23 protein-coding genes are annotated in these 17,992 nt (G+C 70.0%); 4 read left to right on the top strand and 19 right to left on the bottom strand.

Going from position 1 to position 17,992, the window contains the following annotated elements:
- Positions 1 to 96 precede the first annotated feature (96 nt).
- The 7 genes from ABN273_RS52420 to ABN273_RS52450 all read right to left on the bottom strand — a co-directional run bounded on the left by ABN273_RS52420 (position 97) and on the right by ABN273_RS52450 (position 4,353).
- The gene (locus ABN273_RS52420; RefSeq protein WP_349457232.1) at positions 97 to 336 is read right to left on the bottom strand and encodes a hypothetical protein; all 240 of its coding nucleotides are present in this window, start codon (positions 334 to 336) and stop codon (positions 97 to 99) included.
- 22 nt (positions 337 to 358) lie between these two features.
- The gene (locus tag ABN273_RS52425) at positions 359 to 808 is read right to left on the bottom strand and encodes an ATP-binding protein (RefSeq protein WP_349457233.1); all 450 of its coding nucleotides are present in this window, start codon (positions 806 to 808) and stop codon (positions 359 to 361) included.
- Positions 809 to 1,060 (bottom strand): hypothetical protein, encoded by a 252-nt coding sequence (locus ABN273_RS52430; RefSeq protein WP_349457234.1) that lies wholly within the window; start codon positions 1,058 to 1,060, stop codon positions 809 to 811. It abuts the gene before it with no gap.
- The gene (locus ABN273_RS52435) at positions 1,057 to 1,470 is read right to left on the bottom strand and encodes an SsgA family sporulation/cell division regulator (protein WP_349457235.1); all 414 of its coding nucleotides are present in this window, start codon (positions 1,468 to 1,470) and stop codon (positions 1,057 to 1,059) included. The genes ABN273_RS52430 and ABN273_RS52435 overlap by 4 nt, the downstream gene beginning before the upstream one ends.
- Complete coding sequence (locus tag ABN273_RS52440) at positions 1,467 to 2,915, bottom strand: DUF2637 domain-containing protein (protein WP_349457236.1); 1,449 nt, start codon at positions 2,913 to 2,915, stop codon at positions 1,467 to 1,469. The genes ABN273_RS52435 and ABN273_RS52440 overlap by 4 nt, the downstream gene beginning before the upstream one ends.
- Positions 2,915 to 4,006, bottom strand: a complete 1,092-nt coding sequence (locus ABN273_RS52445) for a hypothetical protein (RefSeq protein WP_349457237.1) — start codon at positions 4,004 to 4,006, stop codon at positions 2,915 to 2,917. Before ABN273_RS52445 ends, ABN273_RS52440 begins: the two co-directional genes overlap by 1 nt.
- A gap of 143 nt (positions 4,007 to 4,149) precedes the next feature.
- Positions 4,150 to 4,353 carry a BldC family transcriptional regulator gene (locus tag ABN273_RS52450; RefSeq protein WP_349457238.1) on the bottom strand — a complete coding sequence of 68 codons (204 nt, stop codon included), beginning with the start codon at positions 4,351 to 4,353 and terminating at the stop codon, positions 4,150 to 4,152.
- Positions 4,354 to 4,607: 254 nt separating this feature from the next.
- Here ABN273_RS52450 and ABN273_RS52455 point away from each other — a divergent pair, with 254 nt between their 5' ends.
- Positions 4,608 to 5,369, top strand: a complete 762-nt coding sequence (locus ABN273_RS52455) for a GntR family transcriptional regulator (RefSeq protein WP_349457239.1) — start codon at positions 4,608 to 4,610, stop codon at positions 5,367 to 5,369.
- Positions 5,370 to 5,416: 47 nt separating this feature from the next.
- Here ABN273_RS52455 and ABN273_RS52460 read toward each other — a convergent pair whose 3' ends face one another.
- From ABN273_RS52460 to ABN273_RS52480, 5 genes are all read right to left on the bottom strand, one after another.
- The gene (locus ABN273_RS52460) at positions 5,417 to 5,854 is read right to left on the bottom strand and encodes an NUDIX hydrolase (RefSeq protein WP_349457240.1); all 438 of its coding nucleotides are present in this window, start codon (positions 5,852 to 5,854) and stop codon (positions 5,417 to 5,419) included.
- Positions 5,851 to 6,684 (bottom strand): hypothetical protein, encoded by an 834-nt coding sequence (locus ABN273_RS52465; RefSeq protein ID WP_349457241.1) that lies wholly within the window; start codon positions 6,682 to 6,684, stop codon positions 5,851 to 5,853. The genes ABN273_RS52460 and ABN273_RS52465 overlap by 4 nt, the downstream gene beginning before the upstream one ends.
- Before the next feature lie 300 nt (positions 6,685 to 6,984).
- Positions 6,985 to 7,698 (bottom strand): hypothetical protein, encoded by a 714-nt coding sequence (locus ABN273_RS52470; protein ID WP_349457242.1) that lies wholly within the window; start codon positions 7,696 to 7,698, stop codon positions 6,985 to 6,987.
- Between the two features lie 62 nt (positions 7,699 to 7,760).
- A complete protein-coding gene (locus tag ABN273_RS52475) occupies positions 7,761 to 8,555 on the bottom strand; it encodes a ParA family protein (RefSeq protein WP_349457243.1) in 795 nt (264 codons plus the stop codon).
- 222 nt (positions 8,556 to 8,777) lie between these two features.
- Positions 8,778 to 9,032 carry a hypothetical protein gene (locus ABN273_RS52480; protein ID WP_349457244.1) on the bottom strand — a complete coding sequence of 85 codons (255 nt, stop codon included), beginning with the start codon at positions 9,030 to 9,032 and terminating at the stop codon, positions 8,778 to 8,780.
- Between the two features lie 359 nt (positions 9,033 to 9,391).
- Here ABN273_RS52480 and ABN273_RS52485 point away from each other — a divergent pair, with 359 nt between their 5' ends.
- From ABN273_RS52485 to ABN273_RS52495, 3 genes are read left to right on the top strand one after another with little or no spacing between them, the layout of a single operon-like run.
- Complete coding sequence (locus ABN273_RS52485; protein ID WP_349457245.1) at positions 9,392 to 9,628, top strand: hypothetical protein; 237 nt, start codon at positions 9,392 to 9,394, stop codon at positions 9,626 to 9,628.
- Positions 9,629 to 9,666: 38 nt separating this feature from the next.
- The gene (locus tag ABN273_RS52490) at positions 9,667 to 9,861 is read left to right on the top strand and encodes a hypothetical protein (protein WP_349457246.1); all 195 of its coding nucleotides are present in this window, start codon (positions 9,667 to 9,669) and stop codon (positions 9,859 to 9,861) included.
- A 22-nt stretch (positions 9,862 to 9,883) separates the two neighbouring features.
- Complete coding sequence (locus ABN273_RS52495; protein ID WP_349457247.1) at positions 9,884 to 10,156, top strand: hypothetical protein; 273 nt, start codon at positions 9,884 to 9,886, stop codon at positions 10,154 to 10,156.
- A 3-nt stretch (positions 10,157 to 10,159) separates the two neighbouring features.
- On the opposite strand, the gene ABN273_RS52500 is transcribed toward ABN273_RS52495, so the two are convergent.
- From ABN273_RS52500 to ABN273_RS52530, 7 genes are all read right to left on the bottom strand, one after another.
- The gene (locus ABN273_RS52500) at positions 10,160 to 10,399 is read right to left on the bottom strand and encodes a hypothetical protein (protein ID WP_349457248.1); all 240 of its coding nucleotides are present in this window, start codon (positions 10,397 to 10,399) and stop codon (positions 10,160 to 10,162) included.
- A 250-nt stretch (positions 10,400 to 10,649) separates the two neighbouring features.
- Entirely contained in the window at positions 10,650 to 12,383 is a 1,734-nt protein-coding gene (locus ABN273_RS52505; RefSeq protein ID WP_349457249.1) for a hypothetical protein, read from the bottom strand.
- Between the two features lie 25 nt (positions 12,384 to 12,408).
- The gene (locus ABN273_RS52510) at positions 12,409 to 13,050 is read right to left on the bottom strand and encodes a hypothetical protein (RefSeq protein ID WP_349457250.1); all 642 of its coding nucleotides are present in this window, start codon (positions 13,048 to 13,050) and stop codon (positions 12,409 to 12,411) included.
- 23 nt (positions 13,051 to 13,073) lie between these two features.
- Positions 13,074 to 13,793 carry a hypothetical protein gene (locus tag ABN273_RS52515; RefSeq protein ID WP_349457251.1) on the bottom strand — a complete coding sequence of 240 codons (720 nt, stop codon included), beginning with the start codon at positions 13,791 to 13,793 and terminating at the stop codon, positions 13,074 to 13,076.
- A 43-nt stretch (positions 13,794 to 13,836) separates the two neighbouring features.
- On the bottom strand, positions 13,837 to 14,478 hold the full coding sequence (locus tag ABN273_RS52520; protein WP_349457252.1) for a type II toxin -antitoxin system TacA 1-like antitoxin: 642 nt from the start codon (positions 14,476 to 14,478) through the stop codon (positions 13,837 to 13,839).
- A gap of 402 nt (positions 14,479 to 14,880) precedes the next feature.
- Positions 14,881 to 15,249, bottom strand: coding sequence for a hypothetical protein (locus ABN273_RS52525; RefSeq protein ID WP_349457253.1), 369 nt, complete (start codon positions 15,247 to 15,249; stop codon positions 14,881 to 14,883).
- 366 nt (positions 15,250 to 15,615) lie between these two features.
- Positions 15,616 to 17,979, bottom strand: coding sequence for a recombinase family protein (locus ABN273_RS52530; RefSeq protein WP_349457254.1), 2,364 nt, complete (start codon positions 17,977 to 17,979; stop codon positions 15,616 to 15,618).
- Between the last annotated feature and the right edge of the window lie 13 nt (positions 17,980 to 17,992).

A 17,992-nucleotide genomic window follows, 5' to 3' on the forward strand; every position in this document is an offset into this window, starting at 1 on the left:
CTCCATCAACGGCCCCAGCTACCGGCTCAAGAACCGGCTCAGGAACATCGAAAAAACCACTGAGGTCGCCTGAGCTGGTGCACATATCTCCGTACTTCATGGAGCACTCAAAGGAGTACGCGGACACGCGGTGACCTTGTGGTGGCGCCACCACGCCTCGAAGCTGCCGAACTCGGCGGGAGGGTTGGCCCGCCACATCGCCTCCGCGTCCCGGCGGATGCGGGCCACGTAGTCGACGTACTCGGCCAGCGCCACCCGGAGCTGGCCGGAGAACGCCTCCACCATCTCCGGGCGGTCCAGCATGTCCCCCGACCAGGGGCCGGTCGAGTTGGTCATCAGAACATTTCCTTTCAGCAGGTCACGGCCCGGTCGGGCCGTGAGAACCAGTGCGGTCGTCGCCGGCGGGCCGCCAGTCGAGCCAGCAGCACACGGTGCGGCTGGTCGGCTCGGCGCGGACCTCGTAGGTGTCAGCCAGCTGCTTGACCAGGGCCAGGCCGTAACCGCCCTCGCCCACCAGGCGGGCCGCCGGCACCAGCGCGGGCCCCAGGTCGATGCAGGTCACCCCCACCGACCGGGCGCCCGGGTCCACCTCCAGCTGCACGGCGTACCGGCCGCCCGGCCCCCCGCTCGCGGAGTGGAGCACCGCGTTGGTGGCCAGCTCGGACACCACCAGCAGCACGTCATCGACCCGGCCGCACCCCGTGGGCAGCACCTCACGCACCCACGCGCGGGCCACGCCGACGGAGTCCGCCGTGCCCTCGAACGAACGGGCACACGCGGTCGGCACGCTGATCGTGGTGGTCGCCATCTACGCCACCCCCGCCCGGTGCCTCGACGGGACGGCGGCCTGGGCCAGCAACACCACCGGCCGCGCCCCGACCAGCGGCAGCTGACCGTGCTCGGCGAGGTGTTCACGCAGGTAGACCAGCGGGTCGGCCTCGCCCAGCGTGGCGGCCGCCACGCTCGCCCGCGCCGCGGCCAGCAGCTCGCTGTAGACGGCCGCCAGCATGACCAGCTCCTCGCGTGTCAGGGCGCACGTCGGCGCCAGCACGGCGGTCATGACACCACCCCCAGCAGCTGCGCGATCAGCGCGTCCAGGTCCAGGTGGTCGATCTCGCGGCCCAGCGGGACCAGCGCACACGTCTTGTCGACGAACTTGCGCAGCACCGCGGTGGCCACGTAGAACGCCATCGGGATGGCACCGTGCTCGGGCGTCAGGGTGAGCACGGTGAACCCGGCCGCCGTCTCGTGCGGGCCGACCAGGATCAGGTCCTCACCCGCCGGGCCCTCCAGCCCGTCAATCAGCAGCGCCCGGCCGAACACGTAGGACACCGTCTGGCGGCCAGAGTCGTCGAGGAACGTCAGTGTCACGGCGAACGGGTCGTCGACGCTGTAGCTGACCATCGCGTTGATCGGCTGACGATCGACCGACCACAGCAGCAGTCCCTGCATCACCGGGGCGCGCTTCATGCCGCCACCCCCTCGGCGATCTCGTCACGGAGCTGGCGGGCGATGCTCGGAGCGCAACGCAGCGCCTTACGGATCGCCTCGGCCGACGGCCGAGGGTCGATCCTTCCCGCCTCGATCGCGACGGCCAGGACGGCGCGGTGCTCATCGATCGATCGACGGGCAGCAGGCGCCTCGATCTGGCGGCGCACGGCCTGCGCCGATCGGGCCGCACTCGATCCACCCGATACGGCGGGCTTGCCGATCACGGGCACAGCCGGGGCGGCCAGCGCTTCGATCGAGGTGCCCTCAGTCGGGGTGCCCTCGATCGATCGGGGCTGTGCGGACTCGGCCGCCGGGGACTCGATCGACCGGCGTGCCGGAACTCGATCGGCCGGACCCGCCTCGATCGGCAGGGGGTCCGGTCGATCGACACGCGCCTCAAGCGACTCGATCGAAGCGGCGGGCATCGGCACGACGGGCATCGGCTCGGGTCGATTGACCGGCACGATCGGGATCGGCCGACCGATCACCAGACCGCCGACCATCGACAGCTGACCCTTCTTGGCCGCCTGACGATCGGCGCGGGCCTGACGGTTCTGGATCCGGCGAGCCAGCCGACGATCGCGGTGGCTGGCGTCCGGGCCCACGCCGTAGCGGTCGATCCACGCGGCCTCCCACGCCTGATCAGGCGAGCACGCACTGCCCCGCGCGGCGGCAATGCTGGCGGCCTGCCACGACAGGCGCGGGTATCGCACCCGCCGCCACAGCGCGGTCCGCAGCTCGGCCAGCGACCGGCCGCTCTTACGCTGCCGGCGAGCCATCACGGTCAGCTCCCACAGCCCGACCCCCAGCAGGGAGGCCAGGCCACGCACGATGCCGACCTGCAGCCCGTCATCGCCGAACGCCTGAGTAGCCACGCCGTGCCAGACGTTCATCGCCGCGGCGGTCAGCGCCAGCAGCCACGTCCAGACACGCAGCCGCGCGGTCGGCTTCTCAGCCTCCAGCGCCTGGTGCGTCAGCCACGCCAGATACCAGGCGCTGCCCTCCAACGCCACCGGCACGGTAGCGGCCAGCGGGCCCAGCTTCATGACCTGCTCGCCGAACTCCAGCTGACCGTCCCACGCGATCGCGATCGGCGCGCCCATCGCGACAGCGCCGACCAGCAGCGGCGCGCGCTCGCTGACCGCTCCGGCCGCCGCCCTGGTGGCCTTGCCCAGCAGGGCCCGCCGCTCCTGGCGCCGAGCGCGCCGCGCGGCGCGGCGGGCCCGCCGGGCCTGGGCCTTGCGCTCCTGGCGCTCGACACGCGCCTGTTCGGCCTGCTCAGCCTGGCGCGCCTGCAGCTCCATGCGCTGCGCCTCGACGCGCAGCATCGTCTCAGCACGCGTCGCCTCAGCCTCCGCCAGACGCGTCTCGGCGTCGGCGGCCGCCACCGTCCGGGCGGCCTTGGTGTCCCAGTAGGCGGTCATCAGGCGCACACCCCCAGGTCACGGCCAGGCTCGGCCTCCGGAACGGCGTCGACCGGAGCCTTCTCGGCAGGTCGGCGACGCCGGAACAGGGAGCGCCACGACCGGCGGCCGCGGTGTTCTTCGACGGCGGCCGCCACGTCGGCGACCTCCCTGGCCACGTCGGCCAGGCCGTGGTCGACGGCCGTGGTCAGCTCCGCCAGCTGCTTGCCGAGGTCGGCCGACTGACCGGCGGACGTCTCCACAATCTCGGCGGCCAAGTGGCGCACCGCGTCGGCGATGTCGGCCAGGTCCTCGCGGACGGAGGCCGCCTGGCGCACCTCGGCGCGCAGCTCGGCGAGCTCGCCGGCGACGGCCAGCAGCGCGTTCGCGGTCGCGGCCTGCGCTTGGTAGACCGCGGTCTGAGCGTACGAGTCGCACAGAACCGACCTGCTGCGGTCGAGGTAGGGGTTGCGGAAATTGCGCTCGTCAGCCGCTGCGACCAGCAGGGCACGGGCCTCGTGGCCAGCGGCATCCTTGGCAGGCATGGTGGTCGTGACCGGCCTGCTCTCTGCCCGGCTCTCCGCGTTCGCCTTGGCGATGAGTGTGTCGGCCAGCAGTGCGATGATCTCGACTCCGGCTTCGCCGTTGACGTCGGCCGTCCAGTCCGCCAGATGGGGGTTGGGGGCGGTGACGTCGCGTAGGTCGTCGAGCGTGCTCAGCTGACGCACCCGGGCCAAGGGACCGTAGGTGTCGCTCGTCTGCCGCTCGACCTCGGCCACCTCGCGCAGGCCGTGGATGTCGAGCATCCGTCCGGCCGGGGTGACCACGCCGACGTGCGCCCACTTCCAGACGCCGTTAACGTGCTGTTCGACCAGCGCGAACGGCCAACCAGTCCGCTCATGCATCGCTGCAGCCAGACGGTGGCTCTGGGCGAACCCGAACAACTCGACGGCGTCGGCGTCGACCACGCCCGGGCGCAGCCGGAACTCCTTCTGACCATGGAGGCTGGGGTAAGTCAGCTTGATGACCACCTCAACGTCAGCCAGAGGCCGGGCAGCAGCCAGCTCGACCAACGCCGGGTAGCGCGCGGGGGACAGTCGGGTGACGGTCATCGGGCCGCCTCCTGACACTGGGGGCAGGAGGCCTTGTGCTCCATGACCTCTGCGGGCGTCGCGGTGATCAGGACCAACGCGAGTGCCGCACACTTGACCGCGCTCGACGCAGCAGCTCCGGCGATGCTCGTTCGCTTCCCCATTCAGGCCACCGCCTCGGGCATTTCAGCGGCGAGGAACGCCCTGACGGCGGACTCGGGGAACCGGCGGTGTCCGCCGGGGGTCTTAACGCTGGTCAGCGCACCGGTCCGGCCCCAGCGGCTGACGGTCTTCGGGTCGACGCGGAACTTCGCGGCCACCTCACCAGGGGTGAGCAGGGCGTCGTGATCCGCCACAATGGACGACATGAGTTGCTGATCCTCTCGACAGGTGAGCGACTCGATTGGCGGCCTCGGTGCTCTTGACCAGCACCGGGGCCGTTTTGCCTACTTGGGCCCCGAATCGGACATTCAGTCCGACTCGGGGCACCTTTACCGTTCAGCTCTACACGGTACGTACCGTGTAGTCACTGACTCGAGTAGACCGCTCTCGCCCACCAGCTGTCAAGTAGGCGGTACGTACCTTCTATAGCAGGTACCGCGTACCGGGTACAGTGGGGCCCATGAGCAGCATCCCGAAGCGAAGCGTGTACCGGCATGTGGCGGACGTGATTCGCCAGGCCATCGCCAATGGCGATTACCCCCGAGGTGGCGCTTTGCCAAGGGAGGACCTGCTGGCCGATGAACTGGGCGTCTCCCGGGCCACCGTCAATGACGCAATCCGGGTGCTCGTTGCTGAGGGCCTGGTGCGCATACATCGCGGAAAGGGGATGTTCGTGAGCGAGCTTCCACCGATCGTCCGCAACGCCGAAGCCCGCTACAGCACCGATGCGCGCGAGCGTGGCCGTGGCGCCTTCGATGTCGAGGTGAAGGCCCTCGGCCGCACACCCCGTGTCAACGTCCGCATCGAACGGGTTGTCCCGCCGGCCAGGGTCGCCGAGATTCTCAATATCCCCACTGATGAGCCGAGCGCTGTTGCACGGATTCGTCACATGGGTGCCGATGACATTCCGCTGCAGATCGCCACGTCCTACATCCCGGTGGACATCGCTACCGGTACGGCGATCGAACAGGAGGACACCGGCCCTGGCGGGATCATCTCGCGCTTCGCCGAGCTCGGGTACAAGCAGGTCAGGATCACCGAGCGCATCACCGCACGCCCACCCACCACTGAGGAGGTCTCCTACTTGGCGATGACGGAGGATCAGCGTGTCTTCGAGATCGTTCACACAGGCTGGACCGGGGAAGACCGGGCCGTGGAGGTCTGCATCCATGTGATGCCCACCCACGCTTGGACACTCGACTACGGGTGGAAGACCATCTAGAAGGAACTGGGGCCGCTGAGGCGCCGAGCGGTTGCTACCCCCGAGCCTTAGACGATCAAGTTGGTCCCGTCATGGAGCCGTACCTGTGGCGTCGGCTCCGCTGTCACAGCGTCCTGCAGGCGGATGGCGAACGCCTCGACCATCCGGTGCGCGATCTCCTCAAGCGTGAGCCAAGCCACCTGAGTGGCCTCCTCGGTGGGGCGTGGCTCGCCCTCAATCACGTGGCAGCGGAAGACGAGCGAGACGACGCCCAGGGCCATGTTCTTGTACACGCCGGTCAACGGCCCGGGCTCGACCAACACGCCGGTCTCCTCCAGCACTTCGCGCCGCACAGCCTGAAGCGGGCCCTCATCCCGTTCCAGGATGCCGCCCGGCAGTTGCCAGGCGCCGGTGTCGCGCCGGCAGATGGCCAGCAGTCGGCTTCCCTCGCCGACCACAGCTGCTCCGACGCTGACGGAGTGCAAAGGCCGCTCGTCTGTGGTCACCACGCCTCCAGCAGGAACTGGACGAAGGCAAGCGCCTTGTCATCATGGGTCTTAAAGCGTGGCCAGCGCCGTGCTTGTGGGTCGCTGAGCTCGGCCTGGTGGACGCGATCGAGCATCGCTTCCACTCCGCGGTCCTTCGCCATGGCGAATCCGGCGGCCCAGTCGTCGAGTACTCGATAGGTGTCGACACCGGCGGCGGCACCGTCAGTGGCCAGCAGCGCTGCGGCTACTTCTTCGCGCGGCCAGATACCTCGTACAGCCTCATTCGCGGCCTCTGGTACAGCTTCGGCTACCCAGTAGCCGCCAGGCTGGTTGCGGTACTCGCGGGTGAACGCCTGCATGTGCCGGAGCCGCTCGCGGTCGAAGGCGCTGCCGGTCCGGATGGCTTCGAGATAGGCAGCCCGGTGGGGGTGGTCGAGCTTGTGGAGCCGATCATCATGCAGGACGGTGGTCTGTTTACCGGGGCTCTGGAGGGCGAGGCTGGTGTCGCAGAGCACCAAGCCCTCGACCACCTGTGTCGTCCAGCGCAGGATTGTCACCGCGGCGGATGGGGCCCGGCCCGGCCGGAGGTCGTGAGTGACGGCCAGGCTGGCGATCGCTTCGGCAAGCGTATCGCGTAGGTCAGGGCCGTCAGATGAGGCGAGTTGGCGGGCCAGTTGCCGCCCAAGTATGTCGGCGTACCAGCCGCCACTCCCTGGCCCCAACTCCACGCTTGTGGCGCCGTCCAGGACGATCACCGCCTGGGGCAGCAGGAATATCCGGTCCTCAGACTCGCCGTCACCGGCCCGCTCTGCGGTCGCGACGATCGCTTCAACGTGTGTATGCGGCATGTGGACTTAGCTATGAGGCACGTGTACCAATATCTGAGCGTGGTGTACCTGTATACCAGCTCAGCAGCTCGATGCCGGGCTCGTGGGGCCCGGGGCCGGGCGATTCTCCCGGCCCACGAAGGGTCCTGCCCTCTCGCCCCACGGGGCCAGCCGAACACGGGACCACGGGTTTATCCGTGGTCCCGTGGCATATGAGCTCGGAACTTCCCAGCTCGGTACCAGTCATCGGCATCGTCGGCCTGAACTCGTTTCCCGCGCGAAGGGGAGGCCTCGACCGAAGTCGAGCCCCCCTTCGCAATGTCAACGGTGCTCTTGGAACGCGCTGCGTTCGATCTCGTCCAGCAGCGTTCGCAATTCGGTGAGGGTTTGGCGCACTTCCTCCGGGTGATCCCTGGCGGCGCCGCGGAGGATGTCACGCTTGACCACTCGCTGCAGAATGGTGCGGAGCCGGCCGGTCTCGGCGGTGAAGCTCTCTACCGCGTCGATCTCGGGGGTGGTGTTCTCCGAGGCGCCGAGTTGAGCAAGGTAGGCGCGGATGTGCTTGACAGCCTCGGTGGCATCGAAGTCTCCCTCTGGAATAGCGTCGACTGCCCCTTTCAGGACCGCTGCGGTGACCCGGACACCGTCGGTTTCTATGACGGTCTGGTAGACGGTGACGGCCGCGTCCTCACCGTGATGCGCCGCCAACGGCAGCAGCTCCCGGACTTGGCCTTCGCTCGGGTCCTTGGTGCCAATTGGCACCAGTCGCTCGGTGAGGGGCCACGCTCGGATGAGCCGGTTGGCGTAGCTGCGACTCATGTCCCAGCGCTGCTCGCAGTACTCCTCGAAGGTGGGATAGTCGGCCCGGTACAGGCGGGCGTCCCTGATCACCTGCAAGGCTTTTCCCGCCGCCCAGTAGGCGATCCGCAGGTTGTTGATGGCGGCTTCGCAAGCTGCCAGGTCGTCCCGTTCAACGTCGATCAGGTTGGGACTGTCGCCAAGGGCCTCGTACGGTGCCGGCAACGCCTTGGCCATCTCGATGACCAGCTTGGGCCCATGCTGGTGGGGGACAGGGTCCTCTCCTCGACGGCGGCCCATCAGATGCTCACCCCGTCCACTGCTAGGGCCAGCTTGTAGAAGTCTTCCTTGGCGCGCAGAGCAGTTCCTGACGGCTGGTATTGGGTCACAACCAGGCCCTTCTCTGCCGCGTTGGTGTGGATCTTGTATTTGCGGATCGGTTTCGGAGCGCGAGGGTAGCCGTGGTTGTCGATCCAGGCGTTGACCTTCAGCAGGTCTTCCTCGCCGTCGCGTGCATCCCATCGATTGACCACGACCAGGAAGGGGATGCCGCGGGGGCGGAGGACGCGCTCAATGGTGTATTCGGTTGGGTCGTAGGTGAGCCATTCAGGGTTCATCGGCACAATGGCGCGGTCGGTGATGGCTAGCAAGGCGCGCAGGGCGTCTGCTGCGGCGCCATGGCCAAGCGGGTCTCTGCTGCGGGTGGCGTTGGGATCGACGTCCATGAAGCCGGGGCAGTCCACGATGATGCGGCGTACGAGTGGATCCTGCTTCAGCTCAGGAAGTAGATCGTTGTTGCCCCGCGTGGACAGATAGTCGAACGGCAGGCGATCTTCGGCGACGCGGTCGGCCCACTTCTCCATCGACCCCTGGGGGTCGATCCCTGCGGCAACGACCGGGGCGTCTTCACCCTCAGAATTAGGGCGGGTGTTCTCCCCGACGACGGCCGCCAGGTTAACGGTGATGGTGGACTTGCCGACGCCACCCTTTTGGCTGATTACGGCGTCGACGATGGCGCCGCGCGCCTTGGCCTCTTCAGCATCGTTGACGGCCTGGCGTGTGGCATCGGCGGCTTGCTGCAGGGCAGCAGACATCATTCCTCCGTGGCTTCCCATTGTCTGGTACTCGGATGCTCACCAAGAGTGCCAGAGGTAGGGAGGGGGTTGACAGCGGACACTCTGCCACCGCCTCCGGTAGAAACCAGACGCGCCACCCAGGTGCTCCAGGACCGTGGGGGCCGACGAAGGGAGATCCCACGGCCGGCGATCGCCCCCAGCCCTACAGGCCGACACCGAAGTGGGGCGATCGTGAGGGCCTCAGATGGCTTCGCGTGCCCCCTCTGCTGGGGGAGCGTCGGCCGCGTGCCTGGCGGCGTCCAGGTCCTTGACGCATTTCTTCAGCCGCTGCATCACCTTGGGTTTAAGGCCAGGCACCTTCATCACTTGGTCGAGCGCGTACGCGGCCTCAGACAGGTGACCGTGATCGATCATCCACGTGATGATGGCGTCACTGCCGAACCATCGTCCGTTGCGCCAGTAGGCCGTCAGCGCGTCGCCGAGGTCGGTTGCCATGCGTCGTTCGGTGCGTGGGATGTCTGGTGGTGGGTCAGGGGAGTCGCCGTTGACGCTGCTTCTGCGCGTCGTGAGCCATGCCGGAAGTCTCATGTATGCCCCTCGCCATGGTGCTGAGACTTGTGCCGTTTGAGCGGAAGGTACGAACAAGTCGGGCCGGTCTGCCAGGCATGGCTGACTGGCGTCAAGGGAAGGCTGCAATCCCCGCTTGGGGAAGGGGGCGGCGGGGCCGGTGTCGCAGATACCTTTGTCCATTCCGGTGACTGCATGGCTTGACGATGCGCCTGTTCATCCCATGCGCCTGATGAATCTGGGCATGGTTTCTAGCCATGCGCCTTGGTGATCAATACGCTGATCCCATGTCACGACCGGCACATCCGTGGATCCCCGTCGGCATCGACGGCATCGCTGCTCATCTCGGCGTGTCGGAGAACACCGTGATCGCTTGGCGGCGCAGGTCAGCCGAGTGGGTCAAGGTCGCCAAGTTCCCCGAGGCCGAGGGCAGGATCTCCGGCCGGGACTGGTGGTGGCTCGCTGATGTCTTGGAATGGGCGGACAAGACCGGCCGCCGCACAAGCGGGCAAGTGCCCGCATAACCCTGCCCCCCACCTCCGACGATGAGAGGAGCGCCCCGATGGCGCGAGGCAAGGCGCTGGGACGGCTGTTGGCGGTGGCGGGGGCGCTGGCCCTGATCATCTCGCTCGTCGTCGGCGCGGGCACCGTCGTGCGTAGCGCGGCGGCCGTGGCGTTCGGCCTGGGGGCGAGCATTCTGGCGATTACCGAGCTCGTCCTGGTGACGCGCAAGAGGAAGGCACACGACGATGCATGACTTGGCTCACCTGGTGACGACTGTGCTGGCGGTCGTCACTCCTGAGAGCACGCCTCCAGCGGGTGGTGGCCCTGACACTGCGGGGTTGGCCAATTGGCTGCGGGATTTGTTCGGGCCGCTGCTGTTGGTCGTCGTCAGCATCGTCGCGCTCTTCTTCTTGTTCACCAAGGAGATCACGCGGTTCGTCCAGTTCATCTTGCTGGCCGTCGTCGTCGCGCTGATCTTCTACTTCCCCGGCATCATCACGGCCATCGCCGACGGCGTCGCTGCCGCGCTGGGGATCAAACGCAGTTAGTGGCTAGCCGCGGGCGTTGATCACCGCCAGGACCACGACCGCGATGGTGGCGGCGGCCAGGGCCAGGCCGTCAAGACGGCGTGCCAGGCCCAGGCCCACGAGCGCGGGCAGACTCGGACCGACACGCACCTGGTAGCGGCGGCCGCCGCCACGACGCTCGGCCCGCCGGCCGCCGCGCACCAGGATCGGGAGCCCGAACAGGATCGCGCCGGCCACCGCGGCGGCCGAGACCCATCCCCACACGTCCACTCCCCCATCATCCGCCCGGGGCGCCTGTGCGCGCTGTGCTGCGCGTGGGCGGCCCGGACTCCTCCTTCCGGTCGGTCACGGGACGTGATCGACCGGAAGGAGGAGGGAGGGCGGCGCAGCCGCCAGGCGGTGAGCGAACCGCGTGATAAGATCGCCGGAGTCCCTTTGGGACTCCGGCGTAAACCAGCGGGTCGGCTCCCTGGCCATGATCACACCCAACGCGGTTACTGCTGGTCATCCATCGTCATGTGGTCCGGCGGCGCCGGCGACGGCTGGCGTAGGGGTCGGTCGGGTCGTAGACCGCACCGGCCTCCGGTGTTCCCCCGCCATCACCGGGGTCATCGCTGGGGTTCTCGCTGGGACCACGGGGTGCGGCCGGCCCGGACGGCGGGTCGTCAGAGGGCGGATCGTCGGACGGCGGCGGGTCGTTGTCGTCGCGCCGTGCGAGCCGGGTGGGGCGCTGAGGGGCCCGTGGCGGGTACAACGGCTCGGCGTCGGGATCATCGGCCGGGAAGGGCAGCCAGGGCGCCTGCAGCGGCCTCCAGGCGCCGCTGAGCCATGTCAGGGCGCGGCCTTGGATCGGCGCGACCCCGAGAGCGCGGTGCCAGTCCTCGCCGATGTCGAAGGCCATCTTCGCGCCCGCGCTGGACAGCGGGCCGAAGGTGATGCGGTCGACCAGCTGGTCGCGCAGGGCGCCGGGCACGGCGTCTTTGGCGTCGGGCCGTTGGGTGGCGACCCACATGATGACGTTCGCTTCCAGGGCCTGGCGGGCGAGGGTGTTGAGCGGGTCGGCCAGGTCCGGGCAGGCCAGCAGCACCTGCTGAATCTCGTCCAGGATCAGCAGGGCGCGGGGATGGTGCGGGCGGGCGGATGCTTGGCCGGAGCGCCAGGCGAGCATCTGCTCATATCGGCGGGCCACCTCCGGCGCCACCGCGCCGCTGATCACCTCGCGCCATTCGTCGGGGCTGTGCGCGATCGCGTGCACGCCGAGGCGGCCGATCAGCGGCGCCAGCGAGCCCGAGCCTTTGCCGTCGATGCCCCACAGCCCGCCGGGGAACACCTCGTGGGTCAGGCCGTCGACGGCCCAGGCCCGCACTCCGGAGCTTTTGCCGTGCTGGGTGGCGCCCACGATGAGGGCGTGCGCGGCAGGCCGATACAGCGCCAGCGGCCAGCCGTCGTCGTCGATCAGGTCGGCCAGCTCCGGGGTGGTCTGGCCGAGCACCAGGGCGCCGGCCGGGCGCGGCCAGTCGCGGGCGGGCAGCAGACGCGGCAGGGACGGCACCCGCTCGATTTCCAGCCGGGTGTGAATGTGATCCCAGGTGGTCAGGTAGTCCGGGCGGCGGCGCGCCTGCTCCGGGGTGGCCGGTGGCGGCCCGCACAGCTCCCACATCATGCGTTCGACCAGCTCATCGCGTCGGGTCGTCTTGTGCGCGGCCCAGTCGGCCGGATAGCTCACCAGCACCTGGCGCAGGGTGCGCCCGTCGCGTGACCACAGCGCCCGGCTCAGGCGGACCTCCTCGGTCCCGGCGACGGCGGCCGCGCCGATCCGCAACCGGGCCAGCAGCCGGCGCCGACCCCGCACCGGGATGGTGACGACCGCCAGCCAGACCAGCGCGACCACGGCCAGCAGCACCGGCACCACCGCGCCCACCCAGACGGCCGGGATGAGGGCGGCGAGCGACGCATACAGGGTCAGCCACCGGCGAAACGCACCCGCCGCGGCCGCCCGCCGCTCAGCCTCGCTGCCGGTCGAGCGGCGGACGGCGCGCCAGGCGCCCGCCCCGGCCCCGAGCGGCGCGACCACCGCCAGGGCGGCGGCGCTCCACGGTGAGGGCATGCCCCGGGCGATCCACACCATGACCGCGGCGACGGCCGCGACCAGCCAGGCCCCGTGGGCGGCGTCCCGGACCGCGTGCCCCGCCTCGCGCGCCCAGGGGTTGCGCTCGGCCCAGGCCGCCAGCTCGACCATCGTCCTCACAGCGCCGCCCTCACCGGTGCCGCCCTCACTGCGCCGGCTGCAGCTGGGCCAGCGCGGCGCCGGCGATGTCGTAGGCGGCCCGTTCGTGGTCGCGTTCGCCGCGGCGGGCCTCGCACGGCCCCCAGCTCGCCGGCCGGCCGCCACGCTCGCCTTTGGCGGGCCAGAACGCGGGCGGGTAGTTCGCGTTGACCGGCCGGGCCCGCACCAGCCGGCCCGAGCCGTCGCGGTCGTAGTGGCGTTTGCCGTGCCCGTCGGGGCGGATGAGCAGCAGGTTCGGGTCGTAGGCCAGCAGGCCGGCCACGATCTGGCGGGGGATGAGCCAGTCGGCCAGGGCGATCCGCCCGCCCGGCGGCAGCACCACCTCGCACGCCAGGCGTACCGGGCCGCCGCCGGCATCGCGGTGCTGCTGCAGGGTGGCCTCCACGACGTCGATCAGCCGGGCCATGTAGCGCGCCCACGCCGCCAGGTCGTGCACGTTGTCGGCGGCCGCCGCCGACGGCCGGCCGCTCGCATCGACCGGGCCGATCGTCCAGCCGTGCACCGCCTCGGCCTCCTGGCGCAGCACCCCGGCCGTCCACCGCCGGCCCGGGTCGATGCCCAGCACCGCCACCGCACCGGCCACCGCACCGGCCGCCGCGCCAGTCACCGCGCTTGTCATCGTGCCCATCACGCCCCTCTTGTCTGCGCTCGCTACGACGCCGGCGGATCCCACACCGTGACCGCGAGCCGCACGGTCGGCCGGCTGCTGAGCTGCGTCGCATAGGTCACCCGCAGCTGCGCCGTGCGGCCTTGGGAGGTGACGGCGCACAGCACATCACCGGCCTGGACCTGTTCGATCTGATCACTGCCTGCGGCGGCCGCGTCCCGGCAGGCCCGCATTCCCGGCTTCGTCCCGCTCGGCAGCAGGGCCACCCGCACCCCGGGAGCGGCCGCCTTGATCGAGGTCTTCAGCCAGTCCCCGACGATGTCGGCGTCCGGCTCATCGCGGGCGATCCGCGGCGGGACCTTGTCGAGATCGGTGTGGTCGTAGAGGCCGTTCACGGTGATCGTGCCCCGCCACCGCACCACCGGCCGCGACGACGACGGCGACGGCGACGGTGAGACCGAGGGGGAGGGGGAGGGCGGGGCGCTGGCCGCCGTCGACGTCGACGTCGACGTCGACGACTGTGGCTGCTGCTGCGATGCCGGTGCGGTCGGTGAGGGCGGGAGAGATTCGGTCGGGACCTGCGACGGCGACGCGCTGGCCACCGCGGCCGCCGACGGGCTCGGGTCGGGTTCTCCCGACGCCCACGGTTGCAGGGAGTAGAGCACGATCCCGATGAAGATGACCCCAACGATCACGGCCACGACCTCCAGGCGCCGGGCCGGGATCTCCTCATCGCCGTTATGGCCGTCGGGTGTCGGGGTCACGCAGACGAACCTAATCCTTTGAGGCCAGATGGTCACCTGGCATTCAGCGGCGCGGTTGTAGCCGTTCGATGCCTCCGGGGTGGGCGTGGCCGAGGGCGACGAAGGCATTCATGAGGGCGTCGTACAGGTGGCGGTGGTGCCAATGCTCGTTCGTGAGCTTGCCGCCGGCCTCCAGCTGGCGGGCGAGCTCGGCGAGTTGCGCGGTCCACTCGCGCGCCGTCGCCGACGTCTGCGGCACGGGAGGAGCCGGTTCGGCGGCCTCCGGAACCGGCCGGGGAACGCGCGGCCGGGAGCGGATTGCGCGCATCCCGCGGGCCTTGCGGGACAGGTTGGCGAACCCTTCCGCGGCCTCCTCCAGCGTCTGGCGCATGGATAAGACGGCATCGGCCAGCTCGCCCGGCTGGGTCTCCTTCAGCGCCTTGTAGAGCCGGACCACGTCGCGCTGCATGGCGAACACCCGGACCACTGCCTCGCGGGCATCGGCGGGCAGTTCGTCACGCGCGGCCGACAGCGCGGCCGCACCCACGTACCCGGCGAGGCTTTGCCCGTGCCGCGCGGCGGCCGCCTCCAGCGCGTCGTGCTCGGCATCGGACAGGCGGAGGTTGACCCGTTTGCCGCGCTGTCCCTGGCCGCGCTCGCGGGGCCGCCGGCGGCGTGCTGGTGGCAGTTGCTCGGTGTCCGTCACGCGCCCTTCCAACGGTTTGGGGAACCCAAAACACTATCTTGCTCCGTCGCCAAGGCAGGCGCGGCAAGGCGTTCATGAGCAGGGAGTACGGCGTCGCAGGGCACGAAAAAACCCCGGCGTTATGGCCGGGGTTGCCCGCGTATCGGTGACGATACCTTAGCACTGCCCATGTTGATCTCGGGTTGGTGGATCATGGTCGATCACGGCCTCTGATCTACCCTCTTGCTCCTTCGGTTTGTCACGATCATTCGATGTGCTGGCTGTTCTGGTCGGCATGCTTTCCGCTTGGGTCTGCGTTGGCTCGCTTCGGTTGCGGTGGCTGGCTTCCGCCCTGGGATTTACACGCCTCGAACGGCACAGCCGAGAGTCCGGCCCAGAGGGGCCGGGCGGTATGGAGCCCGGTCAGGCCCAGGCGCTGTACCCGATGGCGTCCCGGTAGACGGTGGCGGGGCATTCGAGCACCTCGCCGCCGGGCATGTGCAGGTTGAGCCGCCCGCCGTTGGTGGGCTTGCAGTGGGTGACGAAGACCGGCCCGGGATAGCGGACGCTCTCGGGACGGATGCAGTCCACTTCGTACAGTCCCAGCGGGTTGCGGAAGCGGATGGCGCCGACGAATCCCGGATCGGTGCACTCACCGACCATGCGGGCCGCACCGGAGTCACCCGCCCGATCGGTCCGCACACCGTCAGCGGCGGCCGGAGCCGCCAAGACGCCCGTGGCTAGCGCGGCGAAAGCCGCCACGACTATGGTCGCGCGTAGGTGGGAACGCACATGAACCCCTCTCTCCATCCGCTGGCATCCAGCGGCTGAGCTTCTGGAACCATGACTGGTATCGGGCCCGGTTGGCCGCCATGCGAGTCAGCAAAGCCATGAAGCCGAGGTGTCCAACAGTGACTCGGACAGGCTCGTCCAGACTCGACCACCGGACGGCCGGGACCGGACGGCCGGCAGCCACCGACACCACACCCTCGAACGCTCTCGGTAATCACTCATACACTTTGCGACAGGAAGAGGTTGCTTGAGTGAGGCCGAACGGCCCGAGGCGGGAGGGCAAGGGCTGAGGGCGGCTCGTCTTCCACGCGTGTGGCGAGCTGTGCCGCAGGCCCATACCGGCTGACTAGTTGTGCCGTGTTTGGGTTATAGATCGTGCAGGACGGTGTCGGCAGGGTCGCCGAAGAGCGGGCCGGGAGTGGCGAGCAACCGGTCGACGGCCTCGGTACGGGACGCGGCGCGGTGCACGACGACGCGCCCGTCGGGCGTGAGGGCCTGCCAGCGGCGGCCGGATCGGAAGACGCGGCCCAGCTCGGTGTCGTCGTAGCCGTCGTGGATGTGCACGCGGTAGGAGCCATCGGGCAGGCGCGGCAGGTTGTCGGCCAGCGCGGCAGCGGCAAGTTGCGCCGGAGTGAAGGGACAGATCGGCCGTTCCCGCGGCGAGCGAGCGCGCGGCCTGCGGGGAGTACGGGCCTCGGGCCCGAGGTCGGGCAGGGGCGCGGGGGCAACCTGCGCGGCCAGCAGCGCGGTCACGGCCTGCACGCGGTTGGTGCTGGCCGATCCGGGCACGGGCCCGTCCAGCGTGCAGGCGACGTCACGGCCGCGATCGTCGCGTTGGAGCCAGCCGACGCAGCGGCCTCGCACAATCACGTCGGTGCGGCCGGGCTCGCGGCCTTTGAGCAGGCTCCAGGACGCCAGGCTCGTCGGCGAGGTGTCGATGATTCGGCCGCGGCGGTCGGTGAGCGGGCCGACCGTCACCGCCGCGAGCTCGGCGCCGGGGATGCCCAGCGCGGCCGCCGCGATCCGGGCGACGTGCAGCACGTCGCGCCCGTGCGTGTCGTCGGCGGGCAGCGTGGTGACGAGCTGGCCGTCGCTGCCGTGAACGTGCCAGCCGTCGGGTGCAGCCTGCAGCCATCCCACCCGCTGCCCGTCGGCCAGGACGACGACGTTCTCGCCATCAAGCCGGACCAGGTACAGCTCCGCCGCTGGCGTGGCCGGGGCCTGCTGGTCGACCGGTTGGGCCTGCTCAGGGGCTGCTGGTACGGCTGACGCGCCCTGCCCGGCGGGGCCTTCGCCGGACGCCTCGGTGAGGGCCTGCCCGTCGTCGACGACCGCCATGCCTGCCGGTGCGGTGTGCCGGGTCTCCTGGTAGCGGGCGTGCAGGGCGATGGCGGCCAGGGCCTGGGCTTGGGTGCGGTGGGTGGCGTCGGGGCCAACCGCGTCCAGGGTGATCGGGTCGTGGCCGGGGGTCAGAGCACGCCAGCGGCCGGTGTAGCCGGTGACGTAGCCGATGGGCTGGCCGTGGTGGAGGAGGTGGAGCCGGTCGCTCTGGTAGGGCCAGCGGGCGGTCTGGTAGTCCTCGCCGAGCTGGGGGGCAGCACGCAACTGCGGCACGCGTGCGGCCTCCTGGTCCTCGTGGCCGTGATCCTGGTGGCTGTCGTCGTGGCTGTCCTGACCTGGGATGGCAGGCCGGGCGGACGGTTCGGACAGGCAGGCGTACCAGGTGGATTCGCCGTAGATGGAGCGGCTCCAGGCATCGCGGTCCCATCCGGTGACGGCGCGGCCGGTCAACGCGGCAACGGCGTCGGACGCCGCTTCCTTCGCCCACTTCTCGTTCTTCGGTCCGATGGCGCCGGCGAAGCCGAACCCGTCCACGTCGATCTCACCGTCCGGGCCGTACAGGTGCCATTGGCCGTCGGCGCGGGCCAGGCACACGTCCGTGTCGTCCCATTCGGCGCCGGGTCGGCTGTGCCGTCTGGCGTCGGTGTCGTCCTGCTGGACGGCCGCCGGTTGGCTCGGCTCTGGGTGTGCCGAGCTCGGCGCGGCGGCGGCGGTGGACGTGACGGGGGCCGCGGCCTCGGGCTGGCCGACAGGTGGTTCGTCGTCTTCCAGGGCGCGATACAGCGTGGAGCGGCCGATGCCGAGCTCGCGGGCGATCTGGGTGACGGACTGCCCGCGTCCGCGGCGGGCCCGGGCGGCGGCAAGCAGGTCGTCGGTGACGGCGGCGGGACGCCCGCCGACGCGGCCCTGGGCGCGGGCGGCGGCCAGGCCGTCCAGGGTGCGCTCGGAGATCAGGTCGCGCTCCATCTCAGCGGCCATGGCGGCAACCAGGAACAGCATCTTGTCGGCGATGGTCTGCCCGTTGGGTCGGTGCAGGCCGGCGCAGATGCCGGACAGGATCTCCAGGTTGATGCCGCGCGGGGCGAGCCCGTCTTCGAGGAAGACCAGCAGCTCCTTGACGGAGCGGGCGACGCGGTCGGGCTTGTAGATGACCAGGGTGTCGCCAGCCTTCATCGCCGCCACGGCCGCCTGGAGCTTGGGCCGGTCTTTTCGGGTGCTGGCGGTCTCCTCCACGATCTCGCGGCAGTGCGCCGCGGCCAGGGCCTCCATCTGCGACAGGTGGTCCTGGGCCCGGGTGGAGATGCGGGCGTAGCCAACGCGGATGGCGTTGGCCGGCGCCACGGGCGAGGACCCGGTCGACGCGACGGCGGCTGTGGTGGAGTTGTCCATCCCCTGATCGTCC

This window comes from Nonomuraea sp. B19D2, from assembly GCF_040137845.1.
Lineage (GTDB): Bacteria > Actinomycetota > Actinomycetes > Streptosporangiales > Streptosporangiaceae > Nonomuraea.